20 protein-coding genes are annotated in these 25,175 nt (G+C 33.8%); 13 read left to right on the forward strand and 7 right to left on the reverse strand.

What is annotated here, in order from left to right; translation table 11 throughout:
• Nucleotide 1: 1 nt before the first annotated feature.
• The 11 genes from sufC to EV196_RS01545 all read left to right on the forward strand — a co-directional run bounded on the left by sufC (nucleotide 2) and on the right by EV196_RS01545 (nucleotide 8,867).
• Nucleotides 2–754 carry a Fe-S cluster assembly ATPase SufC gene (gene sufC, locus EV196_RS01495; protein ID WP_132214173.1) on the forward strand — a complete coding sequence of 251 codons (753 nt, stop codon included), beginning with the start codon at nucleotides 2–4 and terminating at the stop codon, nucleotides 752–754.
• A 73-nt stretch (nucleotides 755–827) separates the two neighbouring features.
• Nucleotides 828–2,141 (forward strand): Fe-S cluster assembly protein SufD, encoded by a 1,314-nt coding sequence (gene sufD, locus EV196_RS01500; RefSeq protein ID WP_132214175.1) that lies wholly within the window; start codon nucleotides 828–830, stop codon nucleotides 2,139–2,141.
• Nucleotides 2,142–2,329: 188 nt separating this feature from the next.
• The gene (locus EV196_RS01505; RefSeq protein WP_132214177.1) at nucleotides 2,330–2,569 is read left to right on the forward strand and encodes a hypothetical protein; all 240 of its coding nucleotides are present in this window, start codon (nucleotides 2,330–2,332) and stop codon (nucleotides 2,567–2,569) included.
• Complete coding sequence (locus EV196_RS01510; RefSeq protein ID WP_132214179.1) at nucleotides 2,554–2,847, forward strand: type II toxin-antitoxin system RelE/ParE family toxin; 294 nt, start codon at nucleotides 2,554–2,556, stop codon at nucleotides 2,845–2,847. Before EV196_RS01505 ends, EV196_RS01510 begins: the two co-directional genes overlap by 16 nt.
• 1 nt (nucleotide 2,848) lies before the next feature.
• Nucleotides 2,849–4,063, forward strand: a complete 1,215-nt coding sequence (locus tag EV196_RS01515) for an aminotransferase class V-fold PLP-dependent enzyme (RefSeq protein ID WP_132214181.1) — start codon at nucleotides 2,849–2,851, stop codon at nucleotides 4,061–4,063.
• A 52-nt stretch (nucleotides 4,064–4,115) separates the two neighbouring features.
• A complete protein-coding gene (locus EV196_RS01520) occupies nucleotides 4,116–4,544 on the forward strand; it encodes a hypothetical protein (RefSeq protein ID WP_132214183.1) in 429 nt (142 codons plus the stop codon).
• 40 nt (nucleotides 4,545–4,584) lie between these two features.
• Complete coding sequence (locus tag EV196_RS01525; protein WP_132214185.1) at nucleotides 4,585–5,007, forward strand: SufE family protein; 423 nt, start codon at nucleotides 4,585–4,587, stop codon at nucleotides 5,005–5,007.
• A 130-nt stretch (nucleotides 5,008–5,137) separates the two neighbouring features.
• On the forward strand, nucleotides 5,138–5,461 hold the full coding sequence (locus EV196_RS01530; protein ID WP_132214187.1) for an SUF system Fe-S cluster assembly protein: 324 nt from the start codon (nucleotides 5,138–5,140) through the stop codon (nucleotides 5,459–5,461).
• Nucleotides 5,462–5,474: 13 nt separating this feature from the next.
• Nucleotides 5,475–7,310: an ABC transporter ATP-binding protein gene (locus EV196_RS01535; RefSeq protein WP_132214189.1), complete on the forward strand. Its 1,836-nt coding sequence runs from the start codon at nucleotides 5,475–5,477 to the stop codon at nucleotides 7,308–7,310.
• Nucleotides 7,311–7,332: 22 nt separating this feature from the next.
• On the forward strand, nucleotides 7,333–7,839 hold the full coding sequence (locus EV196_RS01540; RefSeq protein ID WP_132214191.1) for a DUF2480 family protein: 507 nt from the start codon (nucleotides 7,333–7,335) through the stop codon (nucleotides 7,837–7,839).
• Nucleotides 7,840–7,940: 101 nt separating this feature from the next.
• Complete coding sequence (locus EV196_RS01545; RefSeq protein WP_132214193.1) at nucleotides 7,941–8,867, forward strand: DUF3078 domain-containing protein; 927 nt, start codon at nucleotides 7,941–7,943, stop codon at nucleotides 8,865–8,867.
• A gap of 162 nt (nucleotides 8,868–9,029) precedes the next feature.
• Here the strand turns inward: EV196_RS01545 and EV196_RS01550 are convergent, their stop codons facing one another.
• Complete coding sequence (locus EV196_RS01550; RefSeq protein WP_132214195.1) at nucleotides 9,030–11,288, reverse strand: transglycosylase domain-containing protein; 2,259 nt, start codon at nucleotides 11,286–11,288, stop codon at nucleotides 9,030–9,032.
• A gap of 12 nt (nucleotides 11,289–11,300) precedes the next feature.
• Nucleotides 11,301–12,515, reverse strand: a complete 1,215-nt coding sequence (gene hflX, locus EV196_RS01555; RefSeq protein ID WP_132214197.1) for a GTPase HflX — start codon at nucleotides 12,513–12,515, stop codon at nucleotides 11,301–11,303.
• 75 nt (nucleotides 12,516–12,590) lie between these two features.
• Here hflX and EV196_RS01560 point away from each other — a divergent pair, with 75 nt between their 5' ends.
• Nucleotides 12,591–13,559 carry an endonuclease/exonuclease/phosphatase family protein gene (locus EV196_RS01560; protein WP_132214199.1) on the forward strand — a complete coding sequence of 323 codons (969 nt, stop codon included), beginning with the start codon at nucleotides 12,591–12,593 and terminating at the stop codon, nucleotides 13,557–13,559.
• On the opposite strand, the gene EV196_RS01565 is transcribed toward EV196_RS01560, so the two are convergent.
• The 3 genes from EV196_RS01565 to EV196_RS01575 all read right to left on the reverse strand — a co-directional run bounded on the left by EV196_RS01565 (nucleotide 13,560) and on the right by EV196_RS01575 (nucleotide 18,287).
• Entirely contained in the window at nucleotides 13,560–13,955 is a 396-nt protein-coding gene (locus EV196_RS01565) for a hypothetical protein (RefSeq protein ID WP_243652152.1), read from the reverse strand.
• 63 nt (nucleotides 13,956–14,018) lie between these two features.
• Nucleotides 14,019–15,455, reverse strand: coding sequence for a DUF5689 domain-containing protein (locus tag EV196_RS01570; protein ID WP_132214201.1), 1,437 nt, complete (start codon nucleotides 15,453–15,455; stop codon nucleotides 14,019–14,021).
• A 12-nt stretch (nucleotides 15,456–15,467) separates the two neighbouring features.
• Entirely contained in the window at nucleotides 15,468–18,287 is a 2,820-nt protein-coding gene (locus tag EV196_RS01575; protein WP_132214203.1) for a carboxypeptidase-like regulatory domain-containing protein, read from the reverse strand.
• A gap of 116 nt (nucleotides 18,288–18,403) precedes the next feature.
• On the opposite strand from EV196_RS01575, the gene EV196_RS01580 reads away from it, so the two are divergent.
• Complete coding sequence (locus EV196_RS01580) at nucleotides 18,404–19,459, forward strand: endonuclease/exonuclease/phosphatase family protein (RefSeq protein WP_132214205.1); 1,056 nt, start codon at nucleotides 18,404–18,406, stop codon at nucleotides 19,457–19,459.
• A gap of 180 nt (nucleotides 19,460–19,639) precedes the next feature.
• On the opposite strand, the gene EV196_RS01585 is transcribed toward EV196_RS01580, so the two are convergent.
• Together EV196_RS01585 and EV196_RS20090 are read right to left on the reverse strand one after the other, a co-directional pair.
• On the reverse strand, nucleotides 19,640–20,077 hold the full coding sequence (locus tag EV196_RS01585; protein ID WP_132214207.1) for a hypothetical protein: 438 nt from the start codon (nucleotides 20,075–20,077) through the stop codon (nucleotides 19,640–19,642).
• A 103-nt stretch (nucleotides 20,078–20,180) separates the two neighbouring features.
• Nucleotides 20,181–25,160 (reverse strand): carboxypeptidase regulatory-like domain-containing protein, encoded by a 4,980-nt coding sequence (locus EV196_RS20090; protein WP_243652153.1) that lies wholly within the window; start codon nucleotides 25,158–25,160, stop codon nucleotides 20,181–20,183.
• Nucleotides 25,161–25,175 lie beyond the last annotated feature (15 nt).

The following is a 25,175-nucleotide window of genomic DNA, read 5'->3' on the forward strand; positions in this document are numbered from 1 at the left end:
TATGTTAAAAATTGAAAATTTACACGCAAGTGTTGAAGATAAAGCCATTTTAAGAGGCATAAATTTAGAAGTTAAAGCAGGAGAAGTACATGCTATTATGGGACCAAACGGTTCTGGAAAAAGCACATTAGCTTCTGTTATTGCAGGGAAAGAAGAGTATGAAGTTACTGAAGGTAGCATTTTCTTGGAAAATGAAGACATAGACGAATTAGCTGCAGAGGAACGCGCTCACAAAGGTATATTTTTATCATTCCAATATCCTGTAGAAATTCCTGGTGTTTCTGTTACTAACTTCATGAAGACGGCTATCAACGAAACTCGTAAATCTAAAGGTTTGGAAGACATGCCTGCTAAAGATATGCTGAAGTTAATCCGTGAAAAATCGGAATTATTGGAAATTGATAGAAAGTTTTTATCACGTTCATTAAACGAAGGTTTTTCGGGTGGTGAAAAGAAACGTAACGAAATTTTCCAAATGGCGATGTTAGAACCTAAATTAGCTATTCTTGATGAAACCGATTCTGGCTTAGATATTGACGCCCTTCGTATTGTTGCAAATGGTGTTAACAAACTTAAAAGCAAAGACAACGCGGTTATTGTAATCACACACTACCAACGTTTGTTAGATTATATTGTTCCAGATTTTGTACACGTACTTTACAACGGGCGTATTGTAAAATCGGGTGGAAAAGAATTAGCGCACGAGCTTGAAGAAAAAGGATACGACTGGATTAAGGAAGAAGTGAACGCATAAACAAAGTAAACAGTCACAGTCGCAGTAATCAGAAATACTGAAAACTGAGACTGAAAACTGAAAACTGAACACAATGGATTTAAAAGAAAAATTAACAGCATCCTTTTTAGCATTTGAAAATGATGTCGATACAGACACATTTATTCATAATATTAGAAATGAGGCCATCAAAATATTTGAAGAAAAAGGTTTTCCTACAAAAAAGGAAGAGGCTTGGAAATACACTTCTTTAAACAGTGTGTTAAAAGACGATTACAGCGTTTTTCCTAAACAGGAAAACACTATAGAATATAATGATGTGAAAAAGTATTTCATTCACGATATCGACACTTACAAAGTAGTCTTTATAGATGGCAAATATTCTTCGCACCTTTCGCAAACCACGCACGACGGTATTGACGTGTGTTTAATGTCTTCGGCATTAACAAAACCAAAATACCGCATCATTGTTGAAAACTATTTTAATAAAGCTGCCACAAAAGATAGCTTAACGTCTTTAAATACAGCATTTTCTTGCGAAGGTGTTTATATTCATATCCCAAAAAACAAATTGGTTCAAAAACCAATTCAAATTCTATATTTTTCTACAGGAAACGAAGCTGCAACCATGTTGCAACCGCGTAATTTAATTGTGGTTGATGAGAATTCACATGTCCAAATTATAGAACGTCACCAAAGTTTAACCAGTAATGCCGTTTTAACCAATAGTGTTACAGAAATTTTCACAAATAAACGTGCGATTGTTGATTATTACAAAATTCAAAATGATAACCAAAACGCGACCTTAATAGATAATACCTTTATAAAACAAAGGCAAGAAAGTGTAGCCTCGGTACATACGTTTGCGTTTGGCGGAAAGTTAGTTCGTAACAATTTGAATTTTTACCAAACTGGCGAACGCATCGAATCCAACCTAAAAGGCATTACCATTATTGGCGATAAACAGCATGTAGACCATAACACATTGGTGCATCATATCGAACCAAATTGCGAAAGCCATCAAGATTACAAAGGTATTTTTGGAGAAAACTCCACCGGGGTTTTTAACGGGAAAATTGTTGTTGAAAAAGAGGCCCAAAAAACCAATGCATTTCAAGCTAATAACAACATTTTAATAAGCGATAAAGCAACCATAAATACCAAACCACAACTCGAAATTTTTGCAGATGATGTAAAATGTTCTCACGGCTGTACCATTGGTCAGTTAGACGAAAGTGCTATGTTTTACATGCGTTCGCGCGGTATTCCAGAAAAAGAAGCCAAAGCACTTTTAATGTATGCCTTTAGTAACAACGTGTTAAGTTCGGTTAAAATCCCAGAAATTAAACTGCGTATTACTAAAATTATCGCACACAAGTTAGGTGTTAATATTGGTTTCGATTTATAATTGCTGCGAAAGAAGGAATCTCTTAATGAGAACAATAATTTAATTTTTTTGAAGCTATTCCCGCTATCCGCTATATCTTTTTCGCTTTGAAAAAAAGCAAAAAAGGATGCCGCTACTATCGGGGCTAGGGCATTTAGTATGTAACATCATTCAACAAAAAAGATTATCTTAGTGTTAAAATTGGCAAAATGGATATTGTAACATTAAAAAAGAAATTGATAGATAAAATTCGAACTACAAAAAGCAATGCTTTGTTGGAAGATATTAATCTACTCTTAAATTTAGAAGAAAGTTCAGAAAATAATATATATCAACTTAATGAAGACCAGCAAAATGCCATTGCTGAAGGTAGAGAAGATATTCAAAACGGAAGGTATTTAACAGATGCGGAAGCGAGCGAAGACATTCAAAAATGGTTAAAGAAATAGTTTGGTCTGCCAAAGCACAACAAGACAGAAAAGATATTTTTGAATATTGGAATCACCGTAATAAATCAAAATTATATAGTATTAAACTCAATATTCTTTTTGAGGCATCCATTAAAATTATTTTAAAGTACCCAGAAATAGGAAGACCAACTTCAAACAAAACCATTCGATTAAAAACTGTTAAAGATTATTTCATTTTTTATGAAATATCAAATGAAAAACTATTTATTCTTACCATTTGGGACAGCAGGCAGAACCCTAAAAAGCTAAAATTATAACATGTTCAACGTAGAAACCATTCGAAAAGACTTCCCCATTCTTTCTCGCAAAGTAAATGGCAAACCTTTAGTGTATCTAGATAATGCAGCCACATCACAAACCCCACAACAGGTTATCGATGTTATTGTAGGTTATTATTCAAACTACAACGCTAACATTCATCGTGGCGTGCACACATTAAGTCAGGAAGCTACCGATAAATACGAACAGGCACGACAAAAAATTCAGAACCATTTCAATGCAAAACATGCCCATGAAATCATTTTTACTTCGGGAACAACCCATAGTATTAATTTAGTTGCCAACGGATTTTCAACCTTATTAAAAAAAGGGGACGACATTCTTGTTTCAGCATTAGAACACCATAGCAATATTGTGCCTTGGCAAATGCTTTGTGAACGTACAGGTGCTAATTTAAAGGTAATCCCCATGAACCAAGATGGCGAATTGGTTATACCAGAATTCGATGCCCTTTTATCAAAAAACACCAAACTCGTTTTTGTAAATCATGTTTCAAACGCTTTGGGCACTGTAAACCCCATTGAATATATTATTAAACAAGCGCATTTATATGGTGCTGCCGTATTAATTGATGGTGCACAATCTACCCCACATATAAAACCCGATGTACAAGCTTTAGATGTTGATTTTTACGTCGCTTCTGCTCACAAAATGTGCGGACCAACTGGCGAAGGAATGCTTTACGGTAAAGAAAGTTGGTTGAAAAAACTACCGCCTTACCAAGGTGGTGGCGAAATGATTGCCGAAGTTACTTTTGAAAAAACAACCTATGCCGATTTACCTTATAAATTCGAAGCAGGAACACCAAACATTTGTGGTGGTATCGCTTTTGGAGCCGCTATCGACTATATGAACGCGATTGGTTTCGACGCCATTTCCAAATACGAACACGAACTTTTAGAACACGCCACTGAAAAACTTTTAGAGATTGAAGGTTTGAAAATCTACGGAACTTCAAAACAAAAAACTTCAGTAATTTCTTTTAATTTAGAAGGCATTCATCCGTATGATGTAGGTACTATTTTGGATAAATTAGGAATCGCGGTTCGAACTGGGCATCACTGTGCACAACCTATTATGGATTACTTTAATATTCCAGGAACAGTGCGTGCCTCTTTCGCTTTTTATAACACCAAAGAAGAAATTGACGTTTTAGTTTCTGGTGTTAAAAAAGCAAAAATGATGCTATCATAAAAACTTTGGCTTCTTTTTTGTAATATTTTAAAAGAAATACAATCTAAATTTTATGAAGTTTTTAATCGTTTTATTATCCTTAGTTTTAGCTGATAATGGTTGCTCAGCATCCAAAATAAATCAAGATGCCATTTCTCTTGAATATTCTGCGCGTTCCAGAAGAACTTTCAAACACATTATAATTACCAAAAAAAGTATTTCCGTAGTAAACAATAGTGGAGAAACACCAATTATAAAATCATGTCCAAAAACCGATTGGGAAACTATTTTAAAAACCATAAAACCTATTAATGTAGAAAATATTCCAAGCCTAAAAGCACCTTCTGAAAAACGATTTTTTGATGGTGCAGCCATTGGAAATTTTAAAATAATTTATAACGGAAAAACCTATGAAACGCCAAGTTTCGATCATGGAAATCCGCCACAAGAAATAGCTGAACTTGTTAAAGAAATGCTATCAATTTCAGAAAACATTGAATAGCAACATATCTTGTTGTATTTTTACATAAAATTTAGTCATTGTGAGTATTAAAGACATCCAAAACGAAATAATAGACGAATTCTCCATGTTTGAAGATTGGGAAGAACGCTACCAATATATGATTGATTTAGGGAAAGATTTACCCTTAATTGACGACCAATACAAAACCGACAGCAACATTATAAAAGGTTGCCAAAGTAAAGTTTGGGTACATGCTGATTTGAAAGATGATAAAATAGAATTTACTGCCGATAGTGATGCCATCATCACCAAAGGTATTATTGCCATTTTAATACGTGTTTTTTCAAATCAACATCCAAAAGATATTATTGATGCCGATATGGATTTTATTGACAAAATTGGCTTAAAAGAACATTTATCACCTACCCGAGCTAATGGTTTGGTTAGTATGATAAAACAACTTAAAATGTATGCCATTGCATACCAAACACAGTTAAAATAGGGTTGTGAGGTTATTAGTTTATTAGGTTAAAGTTTATGAGGTTATTCATCTCAATCACGTTTTAACCCATAAAATTATAGACCTTAAACATATAAACCAATAACCTCATAAACCCATAAACTTAAAAAAAATGAGCGAAAGAATTGATACCGCCGAATTAGGTGAAAAAATAGTAAACGTATTAAAAACCATATACGATCCAGAAATTCCTGTAGACATCTACGAATTAGGTTTAATTTATGATGTTTTTGTAAATGAAGATTACGACGTTAAAATTTTAATGACCTTAACAACACCAAACTGCCCAGTAGCAGAAACATTACCTTTAGAAGTTGAAGAAAAAGTGAAATCATTAGACGCTGTAAAATCTGCTGAAGTTGAAATTACGTTCGATCCACCTTGGACACAAGATTTAATGAGCGAAGAAGCCAAGTTAGAATTGGGCATGCTGTAATTAACTATTTTTAATGGCTAAACGGACACCTACATCATTAAAAGACGGTAAGAAAACAAACTTAAAATCGTCTTTTAATGCCTTAGTTTACATTCCTCGTTTTTTTAAAGAAATTTGGAATGTAAATAAAAAAATATTCCTATTATCTACTTTTTGCAGACTCATTGGCGCTTTACTTCCTGTTATTATTTTATGGATTGGGAAACTTATAATTGATGAAATCATTCATCAAACATCCATAGAAATTACAGATTATACACAACTATGGACCTACGTTGGTATTGAATTCGCTTTAGTAATTCTTTCAGATTTAATAAGTCGTGCCATTTCACTTACCGACGGTTTATTAGGTGATGAATACAATATTGCGACCTCCGTAACCATCATAAAAAAGACCAATCAAATTAATATTAGTTTATTAGAAGATGCGGAATTTTATGATAAATTAGAACGTGCCAGAACACAAACCACAGGTCGTGTTGGGTTAATGTCGAACGTGTTAGGACAAGCACAAACGGCTATCTCTATTGCTACTTTGGTCGCTGGTTTAATATATTTTGAACCCTATTTAATCATCCTTTTGGTGTTAAGTATCATTCCGTCGTTTATAAACGAAGTACGCTTTAGTCAACAACAATATTCCCTAGCTCGAAGTTGGACATCGGAACGTAGAGAATTAGATTACTTGCGTTTTATTGGTGCCAACGATAAAACAGCTAAAGAAATCAAGCTTTTTGGATTAACCGATTTCATTGTGAATCGTTTTAAAAACCTCTCTCAAGAATATTACGAACTCAACAAAACACTCGCCATCAAACGTACCGCTTTGGGTTTTGTGTTTAATGTTTTGGGTACTTTAAGCTATTATGGTGCTTACGTCTTCATTATTTATCGGGTGCTTTCAGGCGTTATCACTTTAGGTGAGCTTACTTTTTTATCAGGTTCCTTTAATAGGTTAACCAAAAGTTTACAAGATTTCTTTTCAAGATTCACACGTATTTCAGAAAGTGCTTTATACTTAAAGGATTATTTTGATTTTATTGACATTTCCATCCTTTCAAAAACTAAAGAAGATGTACCGCTTCCGAAGCATATAAAACAAGGATTTGAGTTTAAAAATGTGCATTTTTCATATCCAGATTCTGATCATGAAATTTTAAAAGGCATTAATTTCACCTTAAAAGCAGGTGAAAAAATGGCATTTGTTGGTCAAAATGGCGCTGGAAAAACAACCCTAACCAAATTATTGTTACGTTTTTACGAACCAACATCTGGCTATATTTTACTAGATGGCATTAACATTAACCGTTTTAACAAAGCAGAATATCAAGAATTTTTTGGCGTTATTTTTCAAGATTTCTTCAGATATGAATTTACTGTAAAAGAAAATATCGCCATTGGGAATATTGATGAATTGGAAAATCAAACCAAAATTGAAACTGCTGCCGAGTTAAGTTTAGCAGATGCTGTTATCGCCGAATTAAAACATGGTTACAACCAACAATTAGGAAAACGATTTTCTAACGGACAAGAACTTTCTGGTGGACAATGGCAAAAAGTAGCTTTAGCTCGTGCGTATATGAAAAATGCGGAAGTTATGATTTTAGACGAACCAACCTCAGCGCTTGATGCCAAAGCGGAAAGCGATGTTTTTGGAAGATTCATTGGGCTTACCGAAGGTAAAACTAGCATCATAATTTCACATCGGTTTAGCACGGTAAGACAAGCCGATCGGATATTAGTCTTAGAACACGGCAAAGTACTTGAAATAGGTACACACAAAGAATTGATGCAAAACAAAACACTCTATTCTGAATTGTTTTCGCTGCAAGCGGAAGGGTATCAATAACAAAATTGCTTAAATTTGTATTATGGCAGATGAAATTGTAAATCGCGTTGCGAATAGTGTACTGGTTACCATTAACCTTGAAGATTACTATCCGAAAGGACAACGTGTGCTTTTTGATATTAAAGATTGGCTTTTTGAAGGCTTCGTGTTACGCGAAAAAGATTTTAGAAACCAAGTTGCCGAACATGATTGGTCGCAATACCAAGATGCTTATGTGGCATTAACTTGCTGTACCGATGCCATTATACCAGGTTGGGCGTATATGCTTATAAGTATTCAATTGGAATCGGTAGCAAAAAAAACAATTATTGGCAATCTTGAAGCTTTAGAAACTTCCATCTATCAAGATGTTTTAAATAATTTAGATGTTTCAGAATTTGCAAATAAGCCACTTATTATTAAAGGCTGTTCAAAAAAACCGGTGCCTCAAAATGCTTATATCATGCTCGCTTCAAAATTAAAGCCTATAGCAACATCTATTATGTATGGAGAAGCTTGCTCATCTGTTCCGCTTTTCAAAAAAAAATAATTTTTGTGACTTTTCAAAAAAACATGTGTCTTAATCTGTAATACTTATAATACGCAAATTATTAATTATATTTGCAACTATTCTATAAACAAAAAAAAGAAATGAAAAAAACACTTTTATTATTGGCATTATTTATTGGTATAGCAACCGTAAATGCACAAACAAAAGAAGAACTTGAAGCTCAAAAAGCTGAAAAACAAGCCGCTGGAAATGCTTTATTAGGAGAAGCAAAAGCTTTACAAGCACAAATTGATGCCTTACCAGGTTGGAGAGTAGGTGCTTTTGGTACTATTGGAGGTAGTTTATCAAACTTTAGTAAATGGTATGCACAAGGATCTCCAAATAATTCATCAGGAAATATTGGTTTTACTTTTAATGGGCATGCTAACTTAATACAACCAAAATTCTTTTGGAGAAACTCATTAAATACAAATTTAAACTGGGTAAAATTAGATGATAAAGATGACCCTTCTGATAAAGATAGTTTTGAACCAACTACGGATGTTTTTAATATTTCATCTTTATACGGAAGAAACATTACGAAAACATTAGCTGCTTCTGCATTAATGGAATACAGAACGACGATTTTAGATAACTTTAACGACCCTGGATATTTAGATTTAGGAGTTGGTGCTACTTGGACACCTATTGACAATTTAATAGTGGTTATTCACCCTTTAAACTACAACTTTGTGTTTAGTAGTGGCGAAACAGTTTTTGAATCGTCTTTAGGAGCTAAAATTGTTGCAGACTATACCAGACAAATTGGTGCAATAAACTTTAAAACAAACTTATCAATGTTCCAAAGTTATAAAAGTAATGACTACTCAAATTATACTTGGAGTAACTCATTTAGCTACACACTTTGGAAAATGATTGGTGTTGGTTTTGATTTTGGCTTAAGAAGCAACAAACAAGAAGCTTTAAATTATGCGTTAGCCCAAACTCCAGCAACTGCTACAGGTTTTGATGATGTTGATAACGATTTACAAACATATTATACTGTAGGTTTAAGTTATAAATTTTAAGAATATTTCTTCTTTATACATACAGGAGGCTGTCTGAAAAGTGTATTGTATTTACTTTGTCAGGTTGAGCTTGTCGAAACTGATATTGATTATCAGTAAGTTAAAATATTTCGACAGGCTCAATATGACACAGAATTACACTTTTCAGACAGCCTCTTTGTTTTAATCATCAGAGTTCCCTTTGAATTTTCGTTCTTTCTTTTTACTAGTGAAAAGTCTTTTAAAAAACCCATCACGCGTTTCTTCGTTACAATCTAAATCGGTAATAACTTCATCTGAAGCTTGTTTAAAATGACTTTTTGTAATGTTATTGTAATTGGAATCTTTATTTAATTTCGAATAGAATTTCGCAAAAATAGGCAGTGCCGAATTAGCCCCTTGCCCCATGCCTGTGGTTTTAAAACGAATGCTTGAATTATCATTTCCAACCCAAGTAACTGTTACTAAATTTGGCGTGATGCCTACAAACCAACCATCTTTATTATCTTGTGTAGTTCCTGTTTTACCCGCTATGTCATTTGTTAAACCATATGAAGTTCTCAATCTGGAAGCTGTACCAGAATTAACAGTCGATTTCATAATTTCCAACATCACCTGTCTTGTATAATCATTATAAGCAGGTTCTGATTCTTCTTGTTTGAATGAAGCTATAACCTTACCGTTTCTATCGGTTATTTTTGTAATGCAAAATGGTTTAACAGGTTTACCATCATTCACATAACTGGCATACGCACCCGTAAGTTGTTTCAAATTTATTTCGGCAACACCTAGTGCTATAGAAGGTAAATTGGGCAACTCTTTTTTAATTCCCAACTTTTTAGTTTGTTCCAAAACCTTAGGAATCCCAACTTCATTCAACACCTTTACTGCAATAGTATTTACTGAATTACTCAATGCCATTTCAAGATTATAATTGGTGTAAGGATCTTCCGTTTCACCACCAGAATTTGAAGGCGTCCAATCATCATAATTGCTATAAGTTACTTCCGCTAAGGAAAAATAGGTACAAGGTTTCATGCCGTTTTCAATAGCAGCCGTATAAACAAAAGGTTTAAAAGTGGAGCCAACTTGACGTTCACTTTGTGATACATGGTCGTATTTAAAAAAACGGTAATCAATCCCTCCAATATAGGTTCTTATAGCACCTGTTTGGGGTTCGATACTCAACATACCCGTATTTAAAAACTTTAAATAGTGCTGTAAGCTATCTAAAACACTTATTTTCTGAATAGTGTCACCTTTCCATTGAAATAAATCTGTATCTCGCTTTACTGAAAGCGAGTCATTAATTTGCTCATACGATAAACCTGCTTCCTTAAATTTTTTATATTGAGATGTTCTTTTCAAAGCACTTTCAATAAGTTTTTTATTGGTTTTCCAAGGTGCATACTTCCCATAAGATGCTTCAAAATCTTTTTGTAAAACAGTGAGATGCTCTTTCATGGCTTGTTCTGCCAATTCTTGCATGCCCACATCTAAAGTTGTGTGAACTATTAAACCATCACGATATAAATCATAAGGTTCGCCATTTGGGTTTTTAATGGAATCTAGGATAATAGCCAATTCTTTTTTTACCTGTTCTCTAAAATAAGGCGCAATTCCTACATCATGATTAAAGGATTTATAATCCAATCCCAATGGTTTTTTTTTGTAAAAATCTGCCGAATCTTGTGGCATATTACCATATTTGACCATTTGATTTAGTACCACATTACGCCTATTTAAACTCCGTTCTGGGTTTAATCTTGGGTTATAAAAATTGTTCGCTTTTAAGGAACCTACCAAAGTGGCAGCTTCATCTTTTGTAAGCTCAAATGCTGGTTTATTAAAAAATTTACGTGCAGCACTTTCAATACCGTAAGTATTATCGGAAAAAGGAACGGTATTGAGATACATGGTAAGAATCTCTTTTTTGGAATAAATAATCTCTATACGCTCAGCAATGATGGATTCACGAAACTTATTGATGACCATACTAAAAAATCGATAATTATTTCGGCCATATAGATTTTTTGCAAGTTGTAACGTTATGGTGCTTCCGCCGCCAGCAGATTTATCGCGTAGAAGAATGCTTTTTATAAAAACGCGCATTAAACTTACGTTATCAATGCCATCATGTTCAAAAAAACGCACATCTTCGGTGGCAACTAAGGCGTCAATAAGGTGCTTTGGAAAATCTTCGAAGTGTAAAGGCTGCCTATCATAAATATAATATTTACCTATTAACTTTCCATCATGATCTAAAACTTGGGTTGCTTCTTCTTGTTTAATGGAACTCAACTCGGTACTGGTTGGCACTTCTCCAAAAACCCCTAAATAAATGCTAATATAAAGGCCAATAAAAAAAACTAAAATGGCAGTAAAACCTATAAGTCCCCATTTTATCCATCTATTTTTCAGTAATCCTTTTATTAACGCCATACTTGGTTTTATCTAGTTCATATCTTCGTAGTCGGGGTACAAAAATTTGTTATAAGGAAAACGTGTGATGTGAATTTCGCGAACCTCATCGTAAACACGTTTTTTAAAATCTTCTAAATTCTCTTTGTTCAATGCTGAAATAAACAACGCATTATTTTTTCCAACTTTACCCATCCAAGTGCTTTTCCATTCACTTAACGTGTTATGTTTGGAGCTCCGTTCCGTTTCTAAATCATCTGCATCTAAAGGTTCTGCTTTATATGCATCAATTTTATTAAACACCATAATAGTTGGTTTATCCGAGCTTTTTATTTCACCTAAAATCTTATTTACAGACTCGATATGTTCTTCAAAATTAGGATGTGAAATATCAACCACATGCAACAGTAAATCAGCTTCACGAACCTCATCGAGCGTACCTTTAAAACTTTCAACCAATTGGGTAGGCAACTTTCTTATAAAACCAACCGTATCGCTTAATAAAAATGGTAAATTTTGAATCACCACTTTTCTAACAGTGGTATCTAAGGTGGCAAACAATTTGTTTTCAGCAAACACATCGCTTTTACTTATCACATTCATTAACGTCGATTTTCCAACATTCGTATAACCAACTAATGCCACACGAACCATGGCACCACGGTTACCACGCTGCACCGACATTTGTTTATCAATCGTTTTTAATTTTTCTTTTAACAACGAAATTCTTTCACGTACAATACGTCTATCTGTTTCAATTTCAGTTTCACCAGGTCCACGCATACCAATACCCCCTTTTTGACGCTCAAGATGCGTCCACATACCTCTTAATCGTGGCAATAAATATTCGCATTGTGCCAATTCTACCTGCGTTCTGGCATAACTAGTTTGAGCACGTTGTGCAAAAATATCGAGGATTAAATTGGTTCTATCTAATACTTTACAATTAAGAATTTTACTAATATTACGCTCTTGGGCTGAAGATAATTCATCATCAAAAATAGCGGTACCAATCTCATTTTCTTCAATATATTTACGAACATCTTCTATCTTACCAGATCCAAGAAAGGTTTTAGGGTCTGGACGCTCCATTTTTTGGGTGAATCGTTTTATCACTTCACCACCTGCTGTAAAGGTTAAAAACTCAAGTTCATCTAAATATTCTTGAGATTTAACTTCATCTTGTTCTTTAGTAATAACACCTATTAAAACGGCCTTTTCTAAACTAATATCTTTCTTTTCTAACATAAATTAATCGTAATATGCAAAGTTACATAATTGCATCCACTTTAATTTTTATATTTTTAAGCATTATTTTGATTTATGACTGACTTTTTTGAAGAAACACCTATACGCCACGATTTACAAACTGTTGCATTTTATAACCTTGAAAATTTATTTGATTATAATGATGATAGGCACACTAACGATAATGATTTTCTACCAATCTCTGTAAAAAAATGGACGCCTAAGCGCTACGATAATAAACTTAGGAAGTTGAGTTTTGCCATTTCAAGCATTGGAATGAAGGAAACGGGTAAACACCCAGCACTTGTTGGTTTAGCCGAAGTTGAAAATGCCAAAGCCATTCAAGATTTAATAAATTATAAACATTTAGAAAACTGCCACTACAATTTTGTGCATTACGATTCTTTAGATGAACGCGGGATTGATGTCGCCTTAATTTATGATTCAACAGCTTTTGAAGTAACCCATTCCGATGTTTTTAGAATTCAACTAGTGAATGAACATGGCTTACCAGATTATACCCGAGATATTTTATTGGTTTCTGGTTTGTTGGATGGTGAAGCGATACATGTTATTGTAAACCACTGGTCTTCTAGACGTGAAGGTGAAAAAGAAACCGAGCCTAAACGTATGGCTTCTTCACATAAAGTAACCGAAATTATTGCCAATTTACGTTTAGTAAATGCTGATGCTAAAATTATTGTTATGGGCGATTTTAATGATGATCCATCCAGCAATAGCATTAAAAATTTAGTTGAAGTCTCCAATCTTTATAACCCTATGGATACCTTGCGTTCCTTTAGTAGAGGCACTACCATGCATAACCGCCAATGGAATTTATTTGACCAAATTATATTTTCTACCAACTTTTTTGATAAAACCCCCAACAAGCTTGAATTTGAAACTGCTAATATTTTTGATGAAGATTTTTTAAAACTCTTTAACGGAAAATTTAAAGGAAGTCCTTTTAGAACTTATATGGGTAAAAAGTACCAAGGCGGTTATAGCGACCACTTTCCTGTGTATGCTATTTTTCAAAAATGATTAAGCAGCTTGAAAAAGGATAAGAGCCAATACTAAAACACCTATTGGCAGCAATAAAAGCAACCAAATGTTATGTTTTGGAGTTGTCTTTTTGTTCATTTTGGCATTTATCATCATGCGCCTTTTTCCTGTATACTGCATCCAATTTTTAAAATACACAAATACTGAAACAAAAACGAAAAGCGTCCACGCTTTTTCTTTACTCATGGTAACCATGTTCATTTGATTAAAAAATTTAGCAAAGAAAACACCTAAAAGCAATAATAATGCACATTGTAACACCGAAATATAAGCAATAGCAATACTGCTTGATTTTTGTTTGTATTTGGGTTTTAAAAAAGTAAAAATATTGTAGAAAATGGTGTCGAAGGCATTCATATTGCAAATGTAATTCATTCGTTTCTATTTATTCAATACATTTATTGATGCAAAAAAGAAATAAGAAGTACATTTCAACTTCTAAGGCATATAATCAATACTAACTTCATCTAACTCATAAACACCGTCAAAGGCTTCTTGTCCGCTTCCTGTATATTTAAAAGCAATGTACATGGTTCCGGTAGCACAGGTTAGATCAACATTTCCAGAATTGAACCATGGCACAAACGAATCGGTGTCTTTCACTACATAAGCTGCAGAAAGCACGCCCCAAGTAGCCATTTTAATATTAGCTTGCGTACCATCCCAATTTAAAGAATATAGTATTTCCAAAAAGCTACCATCTGCTAAACTGTTTGAAGTTTTAAACCTTAGAGTTACACCATTTTTTCCTGTTAAATTAATGGCTGGAGTAATTAACCATGCTATATTACTAACATCTCCAGAGCTAGCACTTTGTACTCTTGCCGAACGCCCCAAAGATGCATTTGTAGTTGTTACGGTGTAAGCTTCCCAACCTTCGGTTCCAGCCTCTATATAATTGGTCCAGCCATTACCTTCTACCAATTTATTATTGGATTGCGATTCGAAATCTTCATAAAATAAATTAGTGGTTCCGTATGTTGTTGCTAAACCGCAATTCAATTCCAACGGGTCACAGCGTTCAGCATTGTCAAAATTAATATCCGACAAGCTATTAATCATAATAACATTAAAATCGTCGCCATAATCTCTACCAAAAATGCCCGTTATAGTACCTTTTCCTTGCGGAACAGGTAAGGATTTAAAATCGGCAAACGTACTGGTTTGCATCAATATGGACACTTTAGAATCGCAACTTTCCAATATACGAAACCCATCAAATTCATCAGTACTTTCACCAGCATAAGTCGACCCTAAATCAAAGCGATTTACCTGCATATTATTTAATTGTATTAACGTATTTTCATCTTTATCTGTTAAATCTTGTATGTTGGCAACTTTAGGTATTAGCGCTGCTACTTCTGTTCCTCTTAAAATAATACTGCGATATTCAGAAGCTTGAATTTGTTTTAAACTGTTAGAATCGCCTTTGCCAATAGCAATTACACCGTTTGATAAACCAATAGTCAATCCATTCAATTTTACATATACTTTTCTACCAATTTCAAAAGCATTATAAAGACTACTGGCATTTATTTCTATTTTTAGTCCTAAACGCGGGTCGTTATCAGGATTACTATTATCTATTTTATTTTGAATAATGAGTTCTTCAAAAAAGTTACCGCCTTTATCACTAGAAATCACATAGCCTTCAATGTATAAATCCTGTTCGTCCTGAATTAAAACGGTGGTATTTCCACCAGCAACCGCTTGTTCGTAACGTTCTAAAACAGCCTTAAAAGTTGTGATGTTACTCGCTGGTATTTCGATTTCTTTTATGATTATATCTGGAATTGAATAATCGTCATCTTGCACACAAGCCACTAAGCTAATGGTTATTAAAACGCTTGTTAAAAATTTATATATGTTATTCATAATACCGTTATTTTAAAATCTATAGTTCAGGTTTACAAAATAGGTAGCGCCTCTACCATACCAATATTTTGAGCCAAATACAGGTTTGTTCAATGCTTTATCGTCTCTTAATTCTCTAAAATTAGCGTTTCTGGATTGTTCAAATCCGCCTGTTTTATACACTTCATCTAAAAGATTATTCACACTTACAAATAATCCAATATACTTGCCACCAATGCGCCACGATTTACCTCCGGTTAAGTTTACTACTATATAATCGGCAAAACGTTCTTGTTCTAATAGGGTTTTGGCAAGTGTTTCATCATAATCGTTAAAAGGTTGCCCATCTACATCCGTATTAAAATTAGAACTTCTGTTCAACGGACTAATATCAATATACGTGTTGCTGAAAAAGTTTGCCGTAGCACCAAACCACCAATAATCGGGGTCTTGATACTCAAAACCCACAGAAAATGCCGTTTGCGGGCCCACTGCCTGTTTGTAGTTTTTTAAATTGGCTTTTCCTAAATAAACGTTTGTGAAATCTTCAGAGGATAAATACAAATCGGGATTATTATTATAAGTAAATTGACCTATTGCCAATGCCGCTTTTAATTTGATACCAGTGGTAACCTGAGCTTCTAATCCTAATTCGGCACCTATATGCTTATTTTCTACACCTTGAAGAATTTCTTGTACAAAATTGGCAGTTTCATTAAATCCGTTTTCTGAAAATGCATTAATAGCTCCAATACCATCTGCAAAGAAAAAAGAGATTTCGTTAGCATCTTTTATTTTTGTGTAATAACCTGTAAGTTTTGCTCTTACGATGGATGACCTAAAAATATAACTCGCATCGATACTGCTTATTTTTTCTTCGGAAATATTAGGAACTATATTATGATTTTCTCTAGAATTTGAATATGTATTTTGAATGGATGGCGCTTTTAAAATGTATCCAAGATTGAAATCAAACACATGCTTTCCAGAAATTTTATATGTTGCTCCTGCTTTGGCCCCATAACCTAGAAAGCGCATCTTTTTTCCTTTTCCTAAAGATTCCGCTCCGGGGAACGAACCGTTTTCAAAAACACCCTCTCTTTGGTAACTGGTATTGGTAACACTTCCCGCAACATAAAAATCTACTTTATTATATTTAAATTGTGTTTGTGCATAGCCACCAATAACATCGGCATTCACATTGTAGTTGTATTTAAACGTATCACCAACTTCAACAATTCTATTTGGATTTAATAAATCGTTTTGAATGGCTTCCGGGTTATTTACAAAATCATTAGCATACCCATCTACATCCAAATAACCTTTAGCCCCCAATAAATCGAGCATTTTGGCGTAGTTTTCAGATGTAAGGGTTTTATAATTGACGGATGCATTAAAAATGATACGGTTGGTTATTTGATAATTGATTGTAGAATTAAGCGTTATCTGTTTATCATCCACTCGGTCTTCATATAACGCATAAACAGCATTACCACCTTGTGTTGTATTGCTTATATTGGCACTGTACAAATCGTTCCAATTAATTTGCCCGTTACTTAAAAACTCCTGTTGAGCCATATACGCAAAACCCAAATCATTTGGAAAATTACGCTCGAAATAGCTCGGTAATTTTTGATAATAAGAAGCACTTGGGTTAGAGCCTCCACCTTCTGGGTAGCCCTTTACTAAATCGGTGCCATTATAATCTAATCTGCTATTTCCTTGTTTTCCAAATTGATAAGCCACCGTATTTGTTAACGCCGTTTTTTTGGAAATATCCCAATAATGACTTAAAATAAAAATAGGCTCTTCCACCTCTTTAATTCTTGAATTTCGTTTTTCACCATCTTGCCATCCCCAATATTCATTATACTTAATCCCTTTTAAATCGTAAACTTCTTGTGTGTTGGGTGAAGATTTTCCACGTCTGTTTGGTGCATAAATACCCGTAAAATTAAAACTATGCTTATCATTAATTTTCTTTTCTGCGGAAATAAAAAAAGAATTAGAATCGTAAAGTGTCGCATCTTGATACCCTTCGTTACCCCAACGCCTGCCCAAAGACATAGCAAATGCCCAATTATTCTTTAATAAACCGGAGGCATAACTTGCCATGAGTCGGTTGGTATAACTTCTGTTAGATGCCGAATAGGTAATGCGGCTACCACTTCGGTATGAAGATGCTCTAGTACTAATATTATTTGTGCCTAAAATACCTCCAAAATTATAATGGGATGGTGCTAAGCCTGTGGTGAGTTCTTGGTTGCGTAACACATCGTTCATACCGCCCCAATGACTCCATTGTGGTCGCCCATTAAACAGTTTGTTCATTTCGATGCCGTTAATTAAAACGGAACCATTATCAGAATCTAACCCACGCATACTAAAAAATGAGGAACTAAACTCGAAAGCCGCTGTACGTTGAAACACATCCATCGACGCTTGTAAGATCCCAGAAATATTATCAATACCGCCAATATCGTCATCCAATTCATCATCGGAAAGCATAATGGTAAACAAATCGTGAGATTCTGTGAGGTCTTTTTCTAAAGTCATATCAGAAATATCAACCATACCAAATTCATTAACCACAATAGGAAACCTTTTGGTTATATACCCTTCTTTAGAAATTCTTAAAATTTGTTCACCCAAAGGGATATTTAACTTAAATTCAAATACACCATCAACATTTGTTAGAGCAGATTGATTTGTTTCTTCAATAGTAATTAAAACTTCATAAACAGGTTCAAAAGATACTGCATCTTTCACACTCCCCTTTATAATGGTTTGTTGTGCAATAGCTGTACAAATTGAAAACATTCCGAATAAAGAAATAAATAATCTCTTTTTCATCCCTAATTTAAAATCATAAACACTGTGTTGTTAAATACTACCATATTGAATTACATAAACTTACATTATTTATTGATTATATTTACATTTAATAAAAAAAATATTATATTTTATTTATGAAAACAGCCAGATTATATTTTTTCGCATTTATAATATGCCTATTTGCAAAAGCGAATTCACAAAACAAAAAGGTTTATAAAATACATACAGTAGCTTTCTATAATTTAGAAAACTTATTTGACCCCGTAGATGACCCTACCAAGTTTGATGAGGCAAGCCCTATTATGGAATTAAACACTAATAGAGAAGATGTATATAAGAAAAAAGTGAAAAATATGGCAGGTGTTTTAGCTGATATTGGTAAAGATGACACCCATAATTCGCCCGCTATTATTGGTGTTTGTGAGGTTGAAAACAGAGAGGTTTTAGAAGATATTGTAAATGATACTATTTTAAGAGATAAAGATTATGGCATTATACATTTCCACTCGCCTGATGCTAGAGGTATTGATGTTGCTATGTTATACCAGAAAAAATTATTTACGCCTATCTCTACAAGTAAACATGAATTGAAAATTTTTGATGACCAAACCGGAAAACCTGTTTACACCAGAGACCAACTATTGGTAAGTGGTGAATTGGAGGGCGATTTAATTCACGTAATTGTAAACCACTGGCCCTCTAGAAGTGGTGGTGAAGCTAGAAGTAGACCAAAACGGGTCGCTGCAGCTAAACTAAGTAAGCATTTAGTAGATTCGCTTCAGTCTATTGACCCGTATGCAAAGATTTTTATTATGGGCGATTTAAATGATAATCCCACCGATGAAAGCGTTAAAAAAGTTTTAAAAACTGAAAGAAACAAAGATAAAGTAGGTTTAAAGGGCATTTACAACCCGTATGAAAACTATTTTAAAGACGGACTGGGCACAACGGCTTATAGAGATGCTTGGAGTTTATTTGACCAGATAATGGTTAGCAGACCTTTATTAGAAAACGATTATTCGTCATTCAGATTTTATAAAGCAGGCATATACAATAAAAATTATTTAATTGAAAAGGCTGGTGCTTATAAAGGCTACCCAAAACGAAGTTGGGGCTATGGAGGTTTTACAAATGGTTTTAGCGATCATTTTCCTGTTTATGTGTATATTATAAAAGAGGTTCTCAATTAATATACTATCTTAATAAGATTTAAAAAAAAAAGAAGCTGTCTAAAAAGTGTAGTTCTGTGTCATATTGAGCTTGTCGAAATATTTTAACTTACTAACGATTAATAATGGTTTCGACAGGCTCAACCTGACAAAACAAATATAAAAACACTTTTTAGACAGCCTCTTTTTTTATTTTAATTTCTAAGCCAACCAAGTACTCCAAGGAATTCTTGATAAAAACAATACCAAAGCAAGGCTATAAAAAATAGCTATTGGTTTTAGTTTTGCTTTTGATGTTAATTTCTTCTTATGTTTTGAATAGCCAATAGTAATTAATGCAATTGCTATAATGTTAACTAATGGATGCTCAACTAAATACAAACGTGCCATAGCGTTTTTCATAACTTCACCGCCCATTTCTGCCCACAATTCAAATCGAGGAGACACAAAATACAATATCAAACCAATTAATAATTGAATATGTGATACGATTAAGGTAAACAGCGATATTCTAAAATCTTTAGCTTCATATTCTTTATCTCCAAATACTTTTACTAAAGCATTTATAACCGCAATAATTAAAATTAAAAGCACAAGGTATGCCCAATAAGAATGAAGATTTAATATAGTTTCGTACATGAAAAAAGGTTTTAAAATTTATAATTGCAAATGTAATAATTAAAAGTATAAAAAAACCGCTACTAAAAAGTAACGGTTCGTTTTATTAATAAAATAAATAGACTTAGAAAGAATATTTAACACCTACTTGAAGCTTCCAAGTTTGTCCAAAATAGTAGTTATAATCATAAGTTTTTACACCATCAGTTGGTGCGAACGAGTAAGAAGGAACATTATTAGCATCTCTACCCTCATATCTTAAAACCTTACCATTGTTTGATATGTTATTGTTTTTTTCAACACCCCACTCTGAATTTAAAATGTTACCTACATTTATAAAATCCAAACTAAATTGTAAAGTATTTTTAGTTTCACCTACGTTAATATAATACTCACGTAATAATCTAAGATCAAAGCTGTGAACCCAAGGACTACGTGCTGCATTAGCTTCAGCATATTTACCTTTATTTGCTTTTAGGTAACTATCTTGTTCCATAAAGTTAAAGAATGCATCTTCTTCAGCAGTACTGATAAAATTGATATCACCCCTTTCTTTAGGTATGTAAATTAAATCGGCTGCAATACCATCACCATTCATATCATTTGAATAGGTAAAGCTATATCCATTAGGAGAGTAACCAGAATAGAATAAGTTAACAAATGTAGAAGATTTAACTGCATCATTCCACCAAGGGATTTTATATGAAGCAGATCCAATTACTTTACTTGGCACCACATATTGAGAACGTTGAAGTTCTGGTAAATGAGGACCGTTAACTGTAACTAACCCTGTATATGCTGAAGCAGCATTACTACCTGGCATTCCTGAAATTTCTTGTGATTCTGTATAGGTATAAGCTGCCATTAACTTCAAATCATTTATTGGTTCAGCATTAACAGTAATGTTAGTTATAGATCCCCAACCTTTACTAGTGTTCGACAAAACGTATGCATTATTTGAAGTATAAGTAATATCAGCACTAGCTGGGTAAATATATCTGTTATCAGCACCAGAAAAACGTTGCCATGTAGCATCTGGTTGTTCTAAGTTATAATTTTTAAGCATCACACCATTCATGGTTTTAGTATATATGCTTTCCAAGGTAACAGATAATGGGAAAGAAACTGGAACTTCATAATCAAAAGCCAAAGAAGTTTTCCATACTTGTGGCATTTTAAAATTAGGATCTACACCATTTACATCACGTGGTAAAACCCCATCCTCAGGAGTAATTGTATTTGGCAAGCCCAATCTATCAATCATTTCATCAACATCTGTAATCATTGGTCCTGCTAAACTAGCCAAGGCTGGATTAACTACATTTACTGTACCATCTGAATTATATGTGGTAGTAGCTGCATAACTTCCTTGTACCATACCTGAGTTGGTTGGCATATTTGTGAAGAATACCAATGGTAATCTTCCTGAAAAAATACCTGTTCCTCCACGAAGTTTCATTGATTGATCACCTTTAACATCCCATGTGAAACCAACTCTTGGAGATACTTGAACATTTGCATCTGGCCATTTTCCAGTATCAATGTTTCTACCACCAAAATCTAGGTCATAAATTGCATTGTTTCTAATTAAATTGTCTTCATACTTTAAATAATCGGCACGAATTCCATAAGATAATTTAAAGTTAGGATTAATGTTCCATTCATCCTGAAGATAAATTCCGAACTGATTAAAAGCAACTTCAGCATTCGGATTTTTTTCACCATCGTAACCATAAGTTAAAGCAAAATCTCTTGGAGCCGCTTGGTTAAGGAAATCATCAATACTAGCATAACGATAATAACCAGTTCCATTTCTCATATAGGAATTGTTCGCTAACTGATGTTCAAAACTTAACCCACCCGTAATTGTATGATTATCTAAATAATAAGTTAAATTATCTATGGCAGTAAATGTGTTGTTATTAACAGCATTGTTCCAAGTAAACAGTTCATAACCCGCAGATATATAAGGTTCAAGAACCTGCGCTCCTGTTCCTGTTACACCGTTCATAATATCTATAAAAGGAAATGGAGAAGAATTGGTACCACGAGCATCTTGAATTTCTGAATAGGTAACAAGAAACTGATTTGAGAACTTATCTGAAATTCTACTATTTAAATCCAATGAAAATGAATTTACTATATTATCCATTGAATAAATAGAATTAGAGAAGGCCATAGAGTATTGTGAAATACGATCCATTGTTCTATTACGGAAACCAGCATCTGTTGAGTTACCGTTTGTAGGATTCCATCCTTGGTTTTTAGTATGGTTATAACGCACACTTAACTTATTAGCATCATTGATATTCCAATCAACACGAACAAGAAGTTTTTTGTTAGTTTCATCAGCAGGATAATCACTATAAGAACCAGGATCGTAACCATAGTTAGTAATTAAATGTTGTTTTACTCTTTCCATTACTTTACTTGGCACCACATATTGAGAACGTTGAAGTTCTGGTAAATGAGGACCGTTAACTGTAACTAACCCTGTATATGCTGAAGCAGCATTACTACCTGGCATTCCTGAAATTTCTTGTGATTCTGTATAGGTATAAGCTGCCATTAACTTCAAATCATTTATTGGTTCAGCATTAACAGTAATGTTAGTTATAGATCCCCAACCTTTACTAGTGTTCGACAAAACGTATGCATTATTTGAAGTATAAGTAATATCAGCACTAGCTGGGTAAATATATCTGTTATCAGCACCAGAAAAACGTTGCCATGTAGCATCTGGTTGTTCTAAGTTATAATTTTTAAGCATCACACCATTCATGGTTTTAGTATATATGCTTTCCAAGGTAACAGATAATGGGAAAGAAACTGGAACTTCATAATCAAAAGCCAAAGAAGTTTTCCATACTTGTGGCATTTTAAAATTAGGATCTACACCATTTACATCACGTGGTAAAACCCCATCCTCAGGAGTAATTGTATTTGGCAAGCCCAATCTATCAATCATTTCATCAACATCTGTAATCATTGGTCCTGCTAAACTAGCCAAGGCTGGATTAACTACATTTACTGTACCATCTGAATTATATGTGGTAGTAGCTGCATAACTTCCTTGTACCATACCTGAGTTGGTTGGCATATTTGTGAAGAATACCAATGGTAATCTTCCTGAAAAAATACCTGTTCCTCCACGAAGTTTCATTGATTGATCACCTTTAACATCCCATGTGAAACCAACTCTTGGAGATACTTGAACATTTGCATCTGGCCATTTTCCAGTATCAATGTTTCTACCACCAAAATCTAGGTCATAAATTGCATTGTTTCTAATTAAATTGTCTTCATACTTTAAATAATCGGCACGAATTCCATAAGATAATTTAAAGTTAGGATTAATGTTCCATTCATCCTGAAGATAAATTCCGAACTGATTAAAAGCAACTTCAGCATTCGGATTTTTTTCACCATCGTAACCATAAGTTAAAGCAAAATCTCTTGGAGCCGCTTGGTTAAGGAAATCATCAATACTAGCATAACGATAATAACCAGTTCCATTTCTCATATAGGAATTGTTCGCTAACTGATGTTCAAAACTTAACCCACCCGTAATTGTATGATTATCTAAATAATAAGTTAAATTATCTATGGCAGTAAATGTGTTGTTATTAACAGCATTGTTCCAAGTAAACAGTTCATAACCCGCAGATATATAAGGTTCAAGAACCTGCGCTCCTGTTCCTGTTACACCGTTCATAATATCTATAAAAGGAAATGGAGAAGAATTGGTACCACGAGCATCTTGAATTTCTGAATAGGTAACAAGAAACTGATTTGAGAACTTATCTGAAATTCTACTATTTAAATCCAATGAAAATGAATTTACTATATTATCCATTGAATAAATAGAATTAGAGAAGGCCATAGAGTATTGTGAAATACGATCCATTGTTCTATTACGGAAACCAGCATCTGTTGAGTTACCGTTTGTAGGATTCCATCCTTGGTTTTTAGTATGGTTATAACGCACACTTAACTTATTAGCATCATTGATATTCCAATCAACACGAACAAGAAGTTTTTTGTTAGTTTCATCAGCAGGATAATCACTATAAGAACCAGGATCGTAACCATAGTTAGTAATTAAATGTTGTTTTACTCTTTCCATATCTGCAATACTAGTACGTGAAAGCTGTAAATCTAAGTCAGCAACACCATCTTCTGAAGGTCTCCAAGTAACAACTTGTCCTGGCTTCACTATAGATTCTGCATTAACGAAAAAGAATAATTTATTTTTAATAATTGGACCACCAAAAGTTAATCCGTAAATTTTTGTAGATTCCTCTGCACGCACTCCAAAATCAGTATCACCAATTCTATTACCTCGCATATCTTGGTTAGTAAAATAGGTATAAGCAGAACCTTTAAATTTATTAGTTCCCGATTTGGTAATCGCATTAATACCACCACCAATGAAATTTGTTTGACGAACATCAAAAGGAGCGATTACTACTTGAACTTCTTCAATCGCATCTAATGAAATTGGACTTCCACCACCTGGTAAGCTAGAGCTTAAACCAAAGTTGTTGTTAAAATTAGCCCCATCAATAGTAAAGTTTGTTGAACGACCATCGCCTCCTGAAATACTCATTCCATTTGCATATGGAGAAATGCGTGCAATATCAGAAATGCTTCTATTAATAGTTGGCATCGCAGACATTTCAGCATTAGAGATGTTGGTAGTAGCACCCGTTTTCTCAGCAGAAAACTTGGTTCTTTTTGCAGATATCACAACTTGATCTAAGGAAACATTTTCTTCACTTAAAACTACATCATGAACATAAGCTGCTCCCAACCTAATCATAATATTATTAGTTATGTTTTTTCCATATCCAATATAAGATACTTCTACACTATATGGTCCGCCAACACGCATACCAGGCAAATTGTAACGCCCTTCGGTATTTGTAATTGCACCATAAGTAGTACCTGAAGGTGTGTGAGTAGCAATAACTGTTGCTCCCATAACAGGCCCTTCAGCATCTATAACCCGACCACTCATGCTGGACGAAGTTACTTGAGCCATCATGACTGTAGTACATAGTAAAGCTACAGACATTAATAATAATTGTGAAATTTTTTTCATAATAGAGATTAATTT

Source organism: Mariniflexile fucanivorans, assembly GCF_004341235.1.
GTDB lineage: Bacteria > Bacteroidota > Bacteroidia > Flavobacteriales > Flavobacteriaceae > Mariniflexile > Mariniflexile fucanivorans.

What these genes read in the sequence shown, in the direction of transcription:
- EV196_RS01510 (WP_132214179.1), top strand. Translation starts at nt 2,554, where the DNA reads ATGGTTAAAGAAATAGTTTGGTCTGCCAAAGCACAACAAGACAGAAAA.
- EV196_RS01585 (WP_132214207.1), bottom strand. Translation starts at nt 20,077, where the DNA reads ATGTACGAAACTATATTAAATCTTCATTCTTATTGGGCATACCTTGTG.
- EV196_RS01570 (WP_132214201.1), bottom strand. Translation starts at nt 15,455, where the DNA reads ATGAATAACATATATAAATTTTTAACAAGCGTTTTAATAACCATTAGC.
- sufC (WP_132214173.1), top strand. Translation starts at nt 2, where the DNA reads ATGTTAAAAATTGAAAATTTACACGCAAGTGTTGAAGATAAAGCCATT.
- EV196_RS01575 (WP_132214203.1), bottom strand. Translation starts at nt 18,287, where the DNA reads ATGAAAAAGAGATTATTTATTTCTTTATTCGGAATGTTTTCAATTTGT.
- hflX (WP_132214197.1), bottom strand. Translation starts at nt 12,515, where the DNA reads ATGTTAGAAAAGAAAGATATTAGTTTAGAAAAGGCCGTTTTAATAGGT.
- EV196_RS01565 (WP_243652152.1), bottom strand. Translation starts at nt 13,955, where the DNA reads ATGAATTACATTTGCAATATGAATGCCTTCGACACCATTTTCTACAAT.
- EV196_RS01530 (WP_132214187.1), top strand. Translation starts at nt 5,138, where the DNA reads ATGAGCGAAAGAATTGATACCGCCGAATTAGGTGAAAAAATAGTAAAC.
- EV196_RS01520 (WP_132214183.1), top strand. Translation starts at nt 4,116, where the DNA reads ATGAAGTTTTTAATCGTTTTATTATCCTTAGTTTTAGCTGATAATGGT.
- EV196_RS01540 (WP_132214191.1), top strand. Translation starts at nt 7,333, where the DNA reads ATGGCAGATGAAATTGTAAATCGCGTTGCGAATAGTGTACTGGTTACC.
- EV196_RS01550 (WP_132214195.1), bottom strand. Translation starts at nt 11,288, where the DNA reads ATGGCGTTAATAAAAGGATTACTGAAAAATAGATGGATAAAATGGGGA.
- EV196_RS01515 (WP_132214181.1), top strand. Translation starts at nt 2,849, where the DNA reads ATGTTCAACGTAGAAACCATTCGAAAAGACTTCCCCATTCTTTCTCGC.
- sufD (WP_132214175.1), top strand. Translation starts at nt 828, where the DNA reads ATGGATTTAAAAGAAAAATTAACAGCATCCTTTTTAGCATTTGAAAAT.
- EV196_RS01560 (WP_132214199.1), top strand. Translation starts at nt 12,591, where the DNA reads ATGACTGACTTTTTTGAAGAAACACCTATACGCCACGATTTACAAACT.
- EV196_RS20090 (WP_243652153.1), bottom strand. Translation starts at nt 25,160, where the DNA reads ATGAAAAAAATTTCACAATTATTATTAATGTCTGTAGCTTTACTATGT.
- EV196_RS01505 (WP_132214177.1), top strand. Translation starts at nt 2,330, where the DNA reads ATGGATATTGTAACATTAAAAAAGAAATTGATAGATAAAATTCGAACT.
- EV196_RS01545 (WP_132214193.1), top strand. Translation starts at nt 7,941, where the DNA reads ATGAAAAAAACACTTTTATTATTGGCATTATTTATTGGTATAGCAACC.
- EV196_RS01535 (WP_132214189.1), top strand. Translation starts at nt 5,475, where the DNA reads ATGGCTAAACGGACACCTACATCATTAAAAGACGGTAAGAAAACAAAC.
- EV196_RS01580 (WP_132214205.1), top strand. Translation starts at nt 18,404, where the DNA reads ATGAAAACAGCCAGATTATATTTTTTCGCATTTATAATATGCCTATTT.